Origin of the sequence: Streptococcus sp. oral taxon 431 (assembly GCF_001553685.1) — a bacterium.
Taxonomy (GTDB): domain Bacteria; phylum Bacillota; class Bacilli; order Lactobacillales; family Streptococcaceae; genus Streptococcus.
The window spans coordinates 2,037,077-2,052,524 of record NZ_CP014264.1; the positions used below are offsets into that span (position 1 = coordinate 2,037,077).

Consider the following 15,448-nt stretch of genomic DNA (forward strand, 5'->3'; position numbering starts at 1 on the left):
GCTACTTATTCTTGTTCAGTAGCTTCTTCTGTTGCTTCCGCTTTTGCACCTTCTTCAGCTTCAAAAGCAGCTTTTGCTTCTTCAGCAGCTTTTTTACGTGCTTTTTCAAGGTCATCTACGTGGATGACATCTTCGTCCATGCCCTCATCAAGATCACGAAGTTCAACTTCTTGATCATCTTCGTCAAGGACACGCATGTCAAGACCAAGTGATTGCAATTCTTTAACAAGAACTCGGAAGGATTCTGGAACACCTGGTTTTGGAATTGGTTTTCCTTTTGTAATAGCTTCATAAGCTTTCAAACGTCCGTTGATATCGTCAGATTTGTAAGTCAAGATTTCTTGAAGGACATTTGAGGCACCGTAGGCTTCAAGCGCCCAAACCTCCATCTCACCGAAACGTTGTCCACCAAACTGAGCCTTACCTCCGAGTGGTTGTTGCGTAACTGTTGAGTATGGTCCGACTGAACGAGCGTGCAATTTATCATCAACCATGTGGTGGAGTTTGATCATGTACATGACACCAACTGACACACGGTTATCAAATGGTTCACCAGTACGTCCATCGTAAAGGATGGTCTTGGCATCGCTATCCATACCTGCTTCTTTAACAGTTGACCAAAGATCATCAGAACTTGCTCCGTCAAAGACTGGTGTTGCGATGTGAATACCAAGGGTACGAGCTGCCATACCAAGGTGAAGTTCCATAACCTGACCAATATTCATACGTGATGGCACCCCAAGTGGGTTCAACATGATATCGACTGGAGTTCCATCTGGAAGGTAAGGCATATCTTCTACAGGAACGATACGAGAGACAACCCCTTTGTTTCCGTGACGTCCGGCCATCTTGTCTCCGACCTTAATCTTACGTTTTTGAGCGATGTAAACACGAACCAGCATATTAACACCTGATTGTAATTCATCACCATTTGCACGTGTAAAGATCTTAACATCACGAACAACACCATCGGCACCGTGGGGTACGCGAAGTGAAGTATCGCGAACTTCACGAGATTTGTCTCCGAAAATAGCGTGCAAGAGACGTTCTTCAGCTGAAAGGTCTTTTTCACCCTTAGGTGTTACTTTACCTACAAGGATATCCCCTTCTTTAACCTCAGCACCGATACGGATAATACCCATTTCGTCAAGGTCTTTAAGGGCATCTTCACCAACGTTTGGAATTTCACGAGTGATTTCTTCAGGCCCAAGCTTTGTATCGCGTGTTTCTGATTCGTATTCTTCAAGGTGGACAGATGTATACACATCATCTTTAACCAAGCGTTCGCTCATGATAACGGCATCCTCGAAGTTGTAACCTTCCCAAGTCATGTAGGCAACGATTGGGTTTTGTCCAAGTGCCATTTCTCCATTTTCCATAGAAGGTCCATCAGCAATGAAATCACCTTTTTCAACGATATCGCCAACTTTTACGAGAGTACGTTGGTTGTAGGCAGTACCTGAGTTTGAACGACGGAATTTTTGGATGTGGTAAACATCCAACGAGCCATCTTCACGACGAACTTCTACCTTGTCAGCATCTGCATAGGTAACCTTACCACCATGTTGTGCAATAACTGCAGCTCCTGAATCATGAGCTGCTTGGTATTCCATACCAGTACCCACGTAAGGTGCTTTGGGATCAATCAATGGCACAGCCTGACGTTGCATGTTGGCACCCATGAGGGCACGGTTGGAGTCGTCGTTTTCCAAGAAAGGAATACATGCTGTCGCAACGGCAACTACCTGCTTAGGAGAAACATCCATGTAATCAACACTTGACGCTGGATATTCTTGGTTAACCCCTTGGTGACGTCCCATGACAACTTTTTCAGCAAAAGTGCCATCTGCGTTCAATTTAGAGTTAGCCTGTGCTACTGTGAACTCATCTTCTTCATCGGCTGTCAACCAAACGATTTCGTTGGTTACTTTTCCAGTTGCACGGTCAACCTTACGATATGGTGTTTGAATGAAACCATACTTGTTGAGGTGCCCGTATGAAGACAAGTTGTTGATCAAACCGATGTTTGGCCCTTCAGGTGTTTCAATCGGACACATACGACCATAGTGAGTGTAGTGCACGTCACGCACTTCATATCCAGCGCGGTCACGTGTCAAACCACCAGGTCCTAAGGCAGACAAACGACGTTTGTGTGACAACTCAGAAAGTGGGTTGTGTTGGTCCATGAACTGTGACAATTGAGAAGAACCAAAGAATTCTTTGATAGCTGCAGTTACTGGACGGATATTGATAATTTGTTGTGGTGTTAGTACTTCGTTATCTTGAACAGACATACGTTCACGAACGTTACGTTCCATACGTGAAAGTCCAAGACGCACTTGGTTGGCAAGCAATTCACCGACGGCACGGATACGACGATTCCCGAGGTGGTCGATATCATCGATACGACCGATGCCTTCAGCCAAATTAAGGAAGTAGCTCATTTCAGCAAGGATATCTGCCGGAGTGATAGTGCGAACCTTATCATCTGGATTTGCATTACCGATGATTGTTACAACACGGTCTGGATCAGTTGGTGCAACAACCTTGAATTTTTGAAGAACAACTGGCTCTGTTACTACAGCAGCATCATTTGGAATGTAGACAATCTTGTTCAAGTCGCCATCCAAATGGCTTTCAATGCTTTCAATCACACTACGAGTCATGATTGTACCAGCTTCTACCAAGATTTCTCCAGTTTCAGGATCTACCAATGGTTCAGCAATAGTTTGGTTGAGCAAACGTGTTTTAACATTGAGTTTTTTATTGATCTTGTAACGACCAACTGCAGCCAAGTCATAACGACGTGGGTCAAAGAAACGAGCTACAAGCAAGCTACGTGAGCTTTCAGCAGTCTTAGGCTCACCTGGACGAAGGCGTTCGTAGATTTCCTTCAAAGCTTCGTCTGTACGAGAGTCCATTGGGTTCTTATGAATATCTTTTTCAACAGTGTTACGAACAAGATCGCTGTCACCAAAGATATCAAAGATTTCATCATCGCCTGAGAAACCAAGCGCACGAACTAAGGTCGTAAATGGAATCTTACGAGTACGGTCGATACGAGTGTAGGCGATGTCTTTTGAGTCGCTTTCAAGTTCCAACCAAGCTCCACGGTTAGGGATAACAGTTGAACCGTAACCCACTTTACCATTTTTATCTACCTTTTCATTAAAGTAAACACCTGGAGAACGCACCAACTGTGATACGATGATACGTTCACCACCGTTGATGATAAAGGTTCCCATCTCAGTCATGATTGGGAAATCACCAAAGAATACTTCCTGTGTCTTGATTTCGCCAGTTTCTTTGTTAATCAAGCGGAAAGTTACAAAGATAGGTGCTGAATAGCTGGCATCGTGGATACGAGCTTCTTCAAGCGTATATTTAGGTTCTTTGATTTCGTAGCCAACAAATTCCAACTCCATTGTGTCTGTGAAGTTTGAAATTGGCAATACATCTTCAAATACTTCCTTCAGACCATGGTCTAGGAAATCTTTGAATGAATCAGTTTGAATTTCAATCAAATTTGGTAAGTCAAGAACTTCTTTGATTCTTGAAAAACTACGACGGGTACGATGTTTCCCGTATTGAACGTCATGTCCTGCCAAGATGATTCTCCTTTTTAAATAAAGTTCCAAGCTTAGTGATCTAAGCTAGTAATTATCGTTAGAGGGTTCTAAAAACCCTATCAACTTATCCCCCTCGACCAATTTTCAGAATCTTTAAATCTTTGTTACAAAGGTCGAAAAACCTGAAAAAAAGCACAAAAAGAGCAGCTAAATCTGACTTTTGTAAGAAGATTTAACTGCTGTGAGCCTTGTCCGGACAATATTTCAGACAAAACCTACGACAAATGATTATTCATATTATACCCTATTTAGCTAGATTTTTCAAGGTCTTTTAAAGATTTTTCTCTTCCTTAAATCCGTTAATTATCAGCATCTTTCTTTGAAAAACCAAGCCCATATTTAGGAAAACGCTTGCCCTAACTATTTCCTCATGCTATACTGTTATTGAAATTAATAGACAGGAGACATTTTATGAAAACAGCTAAAACCACTGTTACAGTCGTTTCTGCACTTGCATCTGTCATCTTATTGACCAGCTGCGCCACAAAATCCACAGAAACACAAACATCCGCTAATAACTCATCTGACAATCAGATTACAATGACTTACGACCAACTACGGTCTAGAGAAAATACCATGTCAACTCTCTGGTATCAAAAAGCAGCCGAAACAAAAGCCTTGTATCTACAAGGCTATAATGTTGCTACAGATCGTCTAAAGGAATTACTGAAAACAGAATCAGACAAGCCTTATTCGATTGTTTTGGACTTGGACGAAACGGTCCTAGATAACAGTCCTTATCAAGTTCAAAATGTCAAAGATGGAACAGCATTCACACCTGAAAATTGGGATGTTTGGGTCCAAAAAGCTGCAGCAAAAGCCGTCCCAGGTGCTAAAGATTTTCTTCAGTTTGCCGATCAAAACGGTGTTCAAATCTACTATATTTCTGACCGTTCAGTCGACCAAGTAGATGCTACCATTAAAAATCTAGAAAACGAAGGCATTCCTGTACAAGGACGTGATCACCTCATGTTCCTAGAAAGTGGTGTAAAATCCAAAGAAGGTCGTCGACAAGCGGTTCAAGAAAAGACAAATCTTGTGTTACTATTTGGTGATAACCTTGTAGACTTTGCAGATTTTTCTAAGACTTCTGAAGCTGATCGTGACAAACAACTTGAAGAATTGCAAAAAGAATTTGGTGAAAAATTCATCATCTTCCCAAATCCAATGTATGGATCATGGGAAACAGCAGTTTACGGTGGTAATAAACTAGATGCCAAGGGACAAGTAGAAGAACGCGAAAAGGCTTTACAAGGCTTTGACAAATAAAGTAAGCTTGAAACTGAATAAATTTATAAGCACATAAATAGGGACAATGGCTCTTTAACTTACAAAACTCAAAAAAAGCGGACAAGAGAGGATTCTGATAACCAGAAAACTTTCCTGTCCGCTTTTATCATGTGATTCGTATCTTAATGAGCCATCATTTCTTGAGCAATCTCTTGACCTGATAAGCCATCTGGATAGTAGGTTGGCCAGTTGTCCATCTCTTCAAAGAGGGCTTCTTGGCTAGTGCCTCCAAAGAAGATATGGAAATGTTCTGCCTTGACCGGAGCGATATTGTGGTCGCTAAACTGAACATACTTGAATTGCCCAGCGTCTGCATCCGTCGCTTCAAAGAGGAAGCGCACTCCACGATTTCCTTTCTTATAAGTCAAGATTTTCTTGCCAACATACTTGTAAGTATATTTCTTACTTTGGCCACCTTGGATGAATTCCATAGTGTTATCCGTGATGTTAATCTTGGTCACATCTGTTTGGTAACCTTTTTGATAGTAGGCTTTGTATTCATCCTTAGTCATCTTACCAGTCAACTTAGCCTTGTAATCAAAGACTTGGTCTAGAGTACCATTTTCAAGAAAAGGATAAACAGACTGCCAGTTACCAGTATAGTCACTCAAGGTGCGATCCTTAACATCTGCATCCTCAAAGTAACCATTTTGAACTGTTTTAGTTTCCTCGGCTTTTTCTGGCTCAATTTCTGCCCCTGCCTGATCAGTTGTCTGCTTGAGGGCCTTGAGATTTTTCTCCATGATAGAGATATAGTTCTCGCCGTCCTTCATATCCTCTTCGGTCAAGCTTTCCAGAGGATTCAGAACGTCTAACTTAACCCCTGTTTCTTTTGAAAGAGTATTAGCTAGAGCTTGTGAGGCATTTTCTTCAAAGTAGATATAAGAGATCTTGTTCTTCTTGATATATTCGGTCAATTCTGCCAAGCGACTTGCTGACGGTTCCGCATCTGGGGAAAGACCTGAGATAGAAACTTGATTGAGTCCGTAGTCTAAAGCTAAGTAACGAAAGGCAGCGTGTTGAGTCACAAAACTCTTTTGTTTAGCACTAGAAAGTCCTTCAGTATAGGCCTTATCCAGAGCTTGTAATTTCTCGATATAGGCAGCTGCATTTTGCTCAAAGGTTGCTTTTTTATCAGGATAGTCAGCTGATAAACTGTCACGAATGTGCTCTACAAGCTTAATGGCACGCGCAGGAGACAACCATACATGAGGGTCATACTCGTGATGATGACCTGCTTCGCCGTGGTCATGGTCTTCCTCTTCTTCACTTCCTGGAAGAAGCAACATATCTCCAGTCGCCTTGATTGTTTTTACTTTTTTCGCATCTAGTGAATCTAAAAGCTTGGGAACCCAAGTTTCCATGTTTTCGTTCTCATACACAAAGGCGTCGGCGTCTTGGATCTTAGCGACTGCCTTAGGAGATGGTTCATAATCATGTGATTCTGTCCCTGCCCCAATCAAGAGCTCGACATTGGCTGTATCGCCTGCTACTTGCTTGGTAAATTCGTAGACAGGGTAGAAAGTTGTGACGATATTTAATTTTCCGTCTACCTGTTTTTGATTGGAACAAGCCACTAAGAATACCGTCACAAGACTTGCCAAAAGTAGGCCTAGTTTTTTCATTTTCTTCTCCTATTTGATAAAACGTTTGAGTAAGCTGACTAACAAAAAGACAACTACAAAGATAATGGTAATACTTGCACTCGGTGGTGTCTCTGCATAATAGGATATATAAAGCCCTGCTACCATACCTAGAAAACCAATAACGCTGGCAAGAATCATCACCGAACTAAAGTTCTTCCCTAGACGTAAAGCGATACTAGCTGGCAAGACCATGATAGTTGATACCAAAAGTGCTCCTGCAGCTGGAATCATAAGAGCAATAGCCACACCCGTCACCATGTTAAAGAGGATAGACATAGTACGCACTGGAAGACCATCTACAAAAGCTGTATCCTCGTCAAACGTTAAGATGTACATAGGTCTTAAAAAGAGGAAGGTCAGGATTAAAACAACCGCTGCAATGACAAAGAGCCCAATTACCTGTTCTTGACTGATGGTCACAATAGAACCAAAGAGGTATTGGTCCAAACTCATCGAGCTAGAGCTCTTACCCTTACTCATAACAATGAGTGAAACCGCAAGACCTGTTGACATGAGGATGGCTGTTCCAATCTCCATAAAGCTCTTGTAAACCGTACGTAGATATTCAAGAAAGACCGCCGCAATCAAGACAATAGCAATAGTCGAGATGGTCGGAGAAATCCCTAAAACCAAACCAAAGGCCACACCTGATAGCGATACGTGACTCAGTGTATCACTCATGAGACTTTGACGACGCAAGATGAGGAAGGTTCCCAGTACTGGCGAAAAGAGACTCATGGCAATAACAGCCAAAAAGGCCCGCTGCATAAAATCATAAGAAAATAGATTAAACATGGTCCACCTCCTGATCATTTTCATGGACATTGAAACAACGCCATGGCGAATCTTGGTCACGGACAAGGTGGATGTTACGATCTGCATAGTCCTTGACTTCTTCAGGATCGTGAGTAATCATCAGAACAGCCTTGCCATGATGGTGGGCACTGTGATGCATGAGTTCATAAAATTCATTTTTGGTACCTGCATCCATCCCTGTTGTCGGCTCATCCAAGATAAAGATATCTGGATCTGAAGCAAACATACGTGCAATGACCGCTCTTTGCTTTTGCCCACCAGAGAGAGAACCAATGCGTTTATCCCGATGTTCCCACATACCAACTGAGTTTAAACTAGCCTTAATGTGTTCTTCATCATGGGCATTCAAACGACGGAACCAGCCCTTTCTTGGGTAGCGACCTGATTTGACAAACTCATAAACAGTACTAGGAAAACCTGCATTAAAACTTGCAATCTGTTGAGGAAGATAGGCAATTCTTAGCTTTTTCCCATGAATATTTGTCTTTGAGATAGTTACTTTCCCAATTCGTGGTTGAAGAATTCCAAGACTAGCCTTGATTAGCGTTGTCTTGGCTGCTCCATTTTCCCCAGTAAGGGTGACAAATTCCCCACTATCAACACTGTAATTGATATGCTCAAGCACAGGTTCCTTGTCATAATAGAAGGACAAATCCTCTACTGTGATGTATCTCATTACTTGATTTCTCCTACTAAAGCAGTTAAAAACCGCTGGATAATTTTTTGTTCGTTTGGTGTGAACTGAGTGGCAACCTGCTCATAAGTCGAAAGGGTATGTTCATGATGATGGTGGTGTTCCTCAGCAATAGGTCGAGCCAAGTCTGTCAATTGATAGAAGACAACGCGAGCATCCTTAGGATCCTTAGACGTTTCTAACATTCCCTCCTTAACCAGGGATTTGATAGCCTTTGTAACGGCAGCTTGACTGACATTGAGACGACGCGCCAACTCAGAGTTGGTGAGCGACTCCTCTGATAAAAGCATGAGAATATGCTCCTGGGTATTGGTCAAGGCTACATCACTCGTGCAATGACCAATGAGAATTTCATGCTGATTTTCAGCTTTTAGGATAATCTCATTTAAAAAATGATCGATATCTTTTGCCAACTGTCTCATGATTTGCTCCTTTCTCAGAACGGAATTTCTATAAATACAAGGTTTTCATACTCTTCAAAAATCAAATTCAAACCACGTCAGCTTCGTCTTGGCGTACTCAAGTACAGCCTGCGTCTCGCTTCCTAGTTTGCTCTTTGATTTTTATTGAGTATCACACCATTCCTTTACTAGTTAAGTATATCACATCCAAGCAAGGAGTCAAGAAAAAAGATGAAAACACCTGATATGTTTTCATCTTGTAGAATTATTTTTCTTGTTTACGACTAGTCCAGAGGGCTGTCGATCCAAGAATCATACCCAATAGCATCATGAAAATAGATTGTTCACTACCTGTATTTGGAAGTAGTTTCTCTGAAACTACTGTCTTGTTAGCAAACTGATCTGCAACCTTATAATCAACTTTTACAGTAGATGTTTGAGCAGGAGTTGTTCCCTGATTTTTCCCTGATGGAGTTGTTTTTGTTGCTGAATCTTGCTCCGATTTAGCTGGAGTTGTCTTTTGAACTTTTCCTGGCTTAGTTGCATCATTTCCTGAATTAGCCGGAGTTGTTCCCTGATTTTTTCCTGGTTGAGTAGGAGTTTTTGCTGAATCTTTTTCTGGTTTAGCCTGATCTGTTGTTGAATCCTTACCTGGTTTTGCTGGATCTGTTGCTGAATCTTTTTCTGGTTTAGCTGGATCTTGCTCTTTACCTTGCTCTTCTGGCAGTTTAAATGTTTTTGAATCCACAGAAATCGTGCGTGAGTTTGGATTTACCTTTTCATACTGAGTCAAATCAGCTGTTTTAAGGTAATCTTCAAAGGCAGCATCCATTGAAGGGCCTTCTTCTCTGGCACCACCAAGCATGGTATAACCATCACCACCTGCTGCAAGGAAGTCATTGGTTGCTAGGTAGTAGACTTTTTCCAAATCTAGTTTTTCATAAAGACCAGTCACACGATTCTTAACTTGAATAGCCAAGACACGTTTGCCTGCAGCTAGGTTTGTATCGTAATAGACCTTGGCTCCTGAAATCTGTAAGAATCCGCCACTTGGTTCTAGCAATGGTTGACCATTTTCATCCAAGACAGTTTTCCCTGCCTTATCAACCTGCAAAATAGATCCAAGTGATTTTTCAAACATGTCAAAAACTTGCTGACCAGTTACTTGAATTTGTGAAATTGTGTTCCCAAATGGTAGAACCGCAATGACATTTCCTTTTGTAATTGGCTTATCTTTGGCAATCGTTTCACGCAAGCCACCACCATTGGTCACAGCGATATCCGTCGGATGACTAAAGCCTGTTTGACCGTATTGATAGAGAGAATCTGCGACAACATTTCCAAGGTTTGTCTCGCGGACACGGACATTTTCACGATCACCATTCAATTCAACTGGACTATTTGAAACAACTTCTATAGCATTTTCAGCGTCATACTTTTGTTTGATGTCCTTGACAAGTTTTTCAATTTTTGGATTAGCTTCCAATTTCTTAGCATCTGCAGCTGCAATGAGTGAAGGATTTCCCAATAATTGGCGAGATTTGTAAGTGATTTTACCAACGTTATGGAGATAGCTTCCTGTCTGATTGTATGTTACATTGTCTCCATAGGTAGTCGATTCTACTGTATGAGAGTGACCATCAATAACAGTGACACGCTTACCTTTCAAAAGAGGATTTTTTGAAAGTGCTTCTGCAAGTGTTGAACCGCGCCATTCTACTGGCGTTGTTGTATCAACTCCCAAGTGAGCAAGGACAACATAGTGTTTGTAGTCTTTGCCTTCTGCCAAGGCTTTAGCTTGAATTTCTTCGATAACCTTGTTAACCTCTGCAATAGGTTCTGTAAAGGTTACACCTGTAACATTTTTAGGGTGGGTCTTGGTAGCTGTTTCAGGTGTTGTAACACCGATGACGACAAATTCATCACCTTCAACATCCTTGTTCTTATCAACAATTGTTGCTGCTTCAAATAAACGAGCCCCATTCACATAAGTGTTTGAGCTGAGCAATGGGAAGTTCAAAATTTCTTTGTATTTTTTAACTTCATCAAGTCCAAAGTCGAACTCATGATTTCCTACAGCCATAGCATCGTAACCCATCTCGTTTAGGATTTTGGCACGTGCTTCACCCTTTGTAGAGTTTGAAATTGGCAGACCTTGGAAGGCATCGCCTGCATCTACTACTAGAGTCGTTTGATCGCTCTTTTCTCGCTCCTTCTCAATAACCGTTGCGAGTTTGGCATCTCCGATTACTCCTTTTTCTTCTACGATACGACCATGCACGTCATTGGTATGCAAGATAACAGTATCTGCTTCTTCTTTTTGAGGTGCAGCCTCTTCAACTGGCGTTGCCGGACTTGTAACAACCTCAGGAGTCGCTGTCACTACTGGTGCTTCTGTAGTGCTCACAACTTCTGTAGCTTCTGAAGAACTAGTATTTTCTTCAGCATAGACTTGTCCAGCTAAAAAAGCTGGAGCTAATAGGGCTGTCGATAGCACAGGCAACAAAAAACGTTTATTCATATTGAAATCCCTTTCTCTTCTTTCTTTTACCATTATACGCTATTTAGCATCATTTTTAAACTTTTAACCTTTTTGAAGGTAACCTATCCGACATTTCATAAAAAGTCTGAACAAAAAGTTCAAACTCCTTTTCTATATTATTGAAAATCTTGGATATTCCCATCATAGGTTGCCCAATCTTGACTAAAGAAACGGTCATTCATTTGGTAATCAGGCGCTGTTGTTGGATTGCTCAAAAAAGGATTTACAACCTTATCAAATGCTAACCAGCCTAACCAACCGATATGAATCGTGTCCTTAACAAAGTAGGGATCTCCTCCGTTTTTTGAAAAGTCAGCAATATTGGTAAAACCTTGGCTTTCCAACTGGTAACGAATTTTTTCGACAGAGTGTTGATACATTTCCTCACTCAAGCCTGTATAATCCATCCATTTTTTATTGACAGGTTGAAAGACAAAGAGCACATTAACCTTAGATTTGGCAAATTGATCGAGCACTAACTGCAAATCATTGTACTCAGAAGACTTGAGAAAGTTGTAATTTTTTTGATACCCTTCCCATTTTTTCAAATCCTTCTTTAGTTGAGTATTATAAAAGTGGTTCTCCATTCCCAAATCATTATTGGTCGTATTTTCTTCTGCATCTTTACGTGCAATATTTTCCAATTCTTCATAAGAAAATTGTTCTGGGAGACTGCTCAAGTATTTCTCAACATGATCTTTGTACTTTAATCGACCTCGAATCGAGAATTGACCAAAAAGGGCAGCTTGTCTTTCATTGAACTCGGCAGAGAGATTAACCACCGTTTGATCAAAATCTGACAATTGTTCGTTCTTTGCTAACTTCTCAACAATCCCCTTCATCGGAACTCTTGGATTTTGCTTTAAGAGTCTATTGGCCGCATATTGAGAGGCTGCATCCCCAGATTGATTCTCTAAAAAGGCGGTCAACTGATCATTGTTAAAATAGGTTTGAAAAGTAACCGGATCTTGATCTTCCTTTGTAAACCACTGTGGAGAGACTACAAATACCGCTTGCTTTTTTTCAAGTTCAGATGTGATTTGTTGTATCCCAAAATACTGGCTGAGGGTGGCTGCTCCTGCCTGTCCCATAAAGTAAGGTCGATAAGAACGGTCATATTTTTCAGCTAGTACTGCCGGATGCATACTATCAAAACGAATCCATTCACTCGACCCAAAGAAAGGGACAAAACGCATATTAGGGTCTGTTAGAGCTCTCACTTTTTGGCTTCTCTCCTTAAAGCTCTCTGTACTAACAGAAGCCGCAGAGTATTTTTCCTCCATGAGATTATGACTTGGGCTACTTGGATAGAAACAGATAAGAAGAAAAACCAATAATCCCGCTACAAAGATAGGCCCGAAGATTAACCACAGGCGTTTAAGCATTCTTTAACTCCGTGATCCCTGCTACGATTTTATTAGCTGTATTCCAGTCATCACGACCAAATTCTGTAACTGGGACACGAATGTCAAAGCGATTTTCGATTTCCACGATTAATTCAACTGTTCCCATACTATCCAAGACACCTGAATCAAAAAGATCCTCATCCATCATGTCAGAAACATCTTCCATAAACAATTCATCAATAATTTCAATAACTTCTGATTTGATATCCATTTTTTAACTCCTTTTATTTTTTAAACCATAAATCATTCAAAAATCCAGAGAAGATTAAGAATGAAATCATCACGACATGGAAGGTTATAACCATGCCAAGCAACTGAACCCAGCGATTTTCAGGCAAGGGAGCCTGCCCTGCTTTCTTACGTTCTTTATTGAGCGTTTTTTTCTTTCGAACCCAAGCATCATTAATCACTAAACCTAACCCATGAAAGAGTCCATAGACAATGTAAAACCAAGTTATCCCATGCCAGAACCCCATAAGGAGCATGTTCAGGATATAGGCGACACTTGAAGTCACATTTCGATTCTTAAAAAGCTTCTTTCTCGTCATTACCATGACCATGCGCATAAAGACAAAGTCACGAAACCAGAAGGATAAACTCATGTGCCAGCGATTCCAAAACTCTTTCAAATCTCTTGACAAGAAAGGTTTGTTGAAGTTGATCGGACTACGAATCCCCATCAGATTTGAAATAGCTATAGCAAACATAGAGTAACCTGCAAAGTCAAAGAAGAGCTCCAAACCAAATGTGTACATGATGGCTACTACATAATAGTTAAAGACGCCACCTGTTTGTAAAGCTAAATTCTTTAGCGGTGGTAATAAAATCTCGCCTAAAATATGAGCTAGGATAAATTTATACAAAAATCCCCACATGATATACCGAACGGATTCAGCTAGCATATCCATCAACTCATCACGCTCTGGTATCGTCTGATAATTTTCATTAAAACGTTTGAAACGATCAATAGGACCACTTGAAAATGTTGGCATAAAGAGAAGAAAACGCAAATACTCCCACATCTTCAAATCCTTAATGACTCCATCTCTAAGTTCGATGATGATTCCCACCGAACGAAATGTCAAATAAGAAATTCCGATAAAACCCAGCAAGGATTGTGTTCCGTTAATGGCTGTTTGCGCCTTTACAAATATAATTGGAAGTAAAGATAACAGACTAACGAGATAGAAAATCCATTTGCCATCTCGAATTTTTCGATACTGCTTGTAAAAAAGAACCAACAAGATTTGCCAGATTAGATATATCCCTAAGGCAGCCAATTGATTGGTCTTGCCACCCGTCAACATGGTAACGATAAAGAACAGACTAACCAGTATTTCATACCAAGCAAAGCGTTTTTTGAAAAAAAGACCGATAAAGATTGGCAAGGTAGCAGTAATCACGTACAAAAAGTACTGCGGATTCCCATACGGCTCAATATGAGGCAGCTGTTTCAGGAAATCCATCATCTATTATTCACCTCGTTAATCAATCCTTTGATGTCAATCTTGCCATTTGGAGTCAGTGGCAATTCCTCTCTGTAAAGAAACTTAGATGGCATCATGTAAGACATCATAATATCTTCCAAGTCTTCCTTGATAGCCTTCGTGATATCAATTTCGCGCTCAAATTGTTCTTTGATGCCATCTTTTAAGATAACATAGGCTAAGAGATTTTGGACCTTGTGATCCTTGTTGTAACGTGGAACTGCAACAGCAGATTCAACGTACTTGGATTTGTTCAAGTTTTGAGAGACATCCTCTAGTTCAATACGATAGCCATTAAACTTGATTTGGAAGTCCATCCGTCCACCGTAAAGAAGAAGACCTTCATCTGTCATAGTTCCAACATCTCCAGTGTGGTAGGCTGGCAAACCTTCAAATTCGAAGAAAGCTTCAGCTGTTTTTTCAGGATTATTCATATAGCCTTTTGAAACAGCAGGTCCAGATACGATGATTTCCCCTTGTTCCCCATTTGGTAATTTATTGCCTTCTTCATCAACGATAAAGGTTGGTGAATCAGGTTTGGTGTAACCAATCGGCAAACGTTTCAAGGTTGCCAACATCTCATCTGTAACAGCAACTGCTGACAAAGCCACCGTCGCTTCCGTTGGACCGTAAGCATTGATGATACGCGCATTTGGAAAACGCTCGCGCAATTTTTGAGCAGTTTTAACTGTCAACTCTTCTCCATCAAAGTAGAAATGGGTAATCCCTGGCATCTTTTCAGCATTGAAATCTTCAGAAAGCATGGCCATATCTGCAAAAGATGGCGTTGAAGTCCAGATAGCAATCGGAAGTGAAAAGATGGTCGCAAAGAGTTGCTTAAAGTCTTGAGTAAGGACTGATGGGAGGGCAAAAAGCGTTCCTCCAAGAGCCAAGGTCGGTGCCCAATACATGACAGACAAGTCAAAGGAATACGGTGGTTGCGCCAACATTTGTGGACGCTCTGGCGTCGCAAATTCCTTGTCCGTAATCATCCAGTTGGTAAAGCTGAGCAAATTAGCATGCGAAATTTGCACCCCTTTTGGTTTTCCAGTTGTCCCTGATGTAAAGATGATGTAGTAGTTATCATCCCCCTTGACCGGATGCTGCAAATCATAAGCTTTTTGAGCTGCATAGGCTTCATGCACCTGCTCCAAGGACATGGTTGGAACAGCTGGGGTTTCGATTGGAAACTCTGAAATAGCAATGATCAAGCTTGGCTCTGCTACTTCAACAATCGCAGACACGCGCTCCAAGGCAGAATGACTGTCAATTGGAATATAGGCATGACCTGACTTAGTCAGAGCTACAAAGGTAGCCAACATTTCATACTCCTGACCACCAAAAACCACCACAGGAGATTTTTCAGGTAAGCCTAGCAGATCAATGGTTGCAGCCAAACTATCCGAATCAGCCTTCAAATCACCATAAGTGTACTCTTGCCCTAAGACATTGTATACCGGAAAGGTAGGTTGAGTTTGGGCGAAATATTCAATCGCTTCAATCATATCTTTTATCGGCTTATTAGACACGATGATTC

Annotated in this window: 11 protein-coding genes; 1 reads left to right on the top strand and 10 read right to left on the bottom strand. The window is 41.1% G+C overall.

The annotated features are described in order from the left end of the window. Positions 1 to 5: 5 nt before the first annotated feature. Positions 6 to 3,608: a DNA-directed RNA polymerase subunit beta gene (rpoB, locus tag AXE83_RS09535; RefSeq protein ID WP_060956257.1), complete on the bottom strand. Its 3,603-nt coding sequence runs from the start codon at positions 3,606 to 3,608 to the stop codon at positions 6 to 8. Positions 3,609 to 4,040: 432 nt separating this feature from the next. Here rpoB and AXE83_RS09540 point away from each other — a divergent pair, with 432 nt between their 5' ends. After that, entirely contained in the window at positions 4,041 to 4,898 is an 858-nt protein-coding gene (locus tag AXE83_RS09540; protein WP_060956258.1) for a 5'-nucleotidase, lipoprotein e(P4) family, read from the top strand. A gap of 143 nt (positions 4,899 to 5,041) precedes the next feature. Here the strand turns inward: AXE83_RS09540 and AXE83_RS09545 are convergent, their stop codons facing one another. From AXE83_RS09545 to dltA, 9 genes are all read right to left on the bottom strand, one after another. Further along, positions 5,042 to 6,544, bottom strand: a complete 1,503-nt coding sequence (locus AXE83_RS09545; RefSeq protein ID WP_060956259.1) for a zinc ABC transporter substrate-binding protein AdcA — start codon at positions 6,542 to 6,544, stop codon at positions 5,042 to 5,044. Positions 6,545 to 6,553: 9 nt separating this feature from the next. Further along, a complete protein-coding gene (locus tag AXE83_RS09550) occupies positions 6,554 to 7,360 on the bottom strand; it encodes a metal ABC transporter permease (protein ID WP_060956260.1) in 807 nt (268 codons plus the stop codon). Further along, positions 7,353 to 8,057 (bottom strand): metal ABC transporter ATP-binding protein, encoded by a 705-nt coding sequence (locus AXE83_RS09555; RefSeq protein ID WP_045762612.1) that lies wholly within the window; start codon positions 8,055 to 8,057, stop codon positions 7,353 to 7,355. Before AXE83_RS09555 ends, AXE83_RS09550 begins: the two co-directional genes overlap by 8 nt. Then, a complete protein-coding gene (gene adcR, locus AXE83_RS09560) occupies positions 8,057 to 8,497 on the bottom strand; it encodes a zinc-dependent transcriptional regulator AdcR (protein WP_049527233.1) in 441 nt (146 codons plus the stop codon). The genes AXE83_RS09555 and adcR overlap by 1 nt, the downstream gene beginning before the upstream one ends. A gap of 244 nt (positions 8,498 to 8,741) precedes the next feature. Then, on the bottom strand, positions 8,742 to 10,997 hold the full coding sequence (gene nt5e, locus AXE83_RS09565) for a cell surface ecto-5'-nucleotidase Nt5e (protein ID WP_060956261.1): 2,256 nt from the start codon (positions 10,995 to 10,997) through the stop codon (positions 8,742 to 8,744). A gap of 137 nt (positions 10,998 to 11,134) precedes the next feature. Next, complete coding sequence (dltD, locus tag AXE83_RS09570) at positions 11,135 to 12,403, bottom strand: D-alanyl-lipoteichoic acid biosynthesis protein DltD (RefSeq protein ID WP_060956262.1); 1,269 nt, start codon at positions 12,401 to 12,403, stop codon at positions 11,135 to 11,137. Continuing rightward, on the bottom strand, positions 12,396 to 12,635 hold the full coding sequence (gene dltC, locus AXE83_RS09575; protein ID WP_060956263.1) for a D-alanine--poly(phosphoribitol) ligase subunit DltC: 240 nt from the start codon (positions 12,633 to 12,635) through the stop codon (positions 12,396 to 12,398). Before dltC ends, dltD begins: the two co-directional genes overlap by 8 nt. 13 nt (positions 12,636 to 12,648) lie before the next feature. After that, entirely contained in the window at positions 12,649 to 13,893 is a 1,245-nt protein-coding gene (dltB, locus tag AXE83_RS09580) for a D-alanyl-lipoteichoic acid biosynthesis protein DltB (RefSeq protein ID WP_060956264.1), read from the bottom strand. Beyond that, entirely contained in the window at positions 13,890 to 15,440 is a 1,551-nt protein-coding gene (dltA, locus tag AXE83_RS09585) for a D-alanine--poly(phosphoribitol) ligase subunit DltA (RefSeq protein ID WP_060956265.1), read from the bottom strand. Before dltA ends, dltB begins: the two co-directional genes overlap by 4 nt. Positions 15,441 to 15,448: the final 8 nt, after the last annotated feature.

Bases quoted from the DNA above. Each gene is read 5' to 3' on its own strand.
- AXE83_RS09540 (WP_060956258.1), top strand. From the start codon at position 4,041: ATGAAAACAGCTAAAACCACTGTTACAGTCGTTTCTGCACTTGCATCT.
- AXE83_RS09545 (WP_060956259.1), bottom strand. From the start codon at position 6,544: ATGAAAAAACTAGGCCTACTTTTGGCAAGTCTTGTGACGGTATTCTTA.
- AXE83_RS09550 (WP_060956260.1), bottom strand. From the start codon at position 7,360: ATGTTTAATCTATTTTCTTATGATTTTATGCAGCGGGCCTTTTTGGCT.
- AXE83_RS09555 (WP_045762612.1), bottom strand. From the start codon at position 8,057: ATGAGATACATCACAGTAGAGGATTTGTCCTTCTATTATGACAAGGAA.
- adcR (WP_049527233.1), bottom strand. From the start codon at position 8,497: ATGAGACAGTTGGCAAAAGATATCGATCATTTTTTAAATGAGATTATC.
- nt5e (WP_060956261.1), bottom strand. From the start codon at position 10,997: ATGAATAAACGTTTTTTGTTGCCTGTGCTATCGACAGCCCTATTAGCT.
- dltD (WP_060956262.1), bottom strand. From the start codon at position 12,403: ATGCTTAAACGCCTGTGGTTAATCTTCGGGCCTATCTTTGTAGCGGGA.
- dltC (WP_060956263.1), bottom strand. From the start codon at position 12,635: ATGGATATCAAATCAGAAGTTATTGAAATTATTGATGAATTGTTTATG.
- dltB (WP_060956264.1), bottom strand. From the start codon at position 13,893: ATGATGGATTTCCTGAAACAGCTGCCTCATATTGAGCCGTATGGGAAT.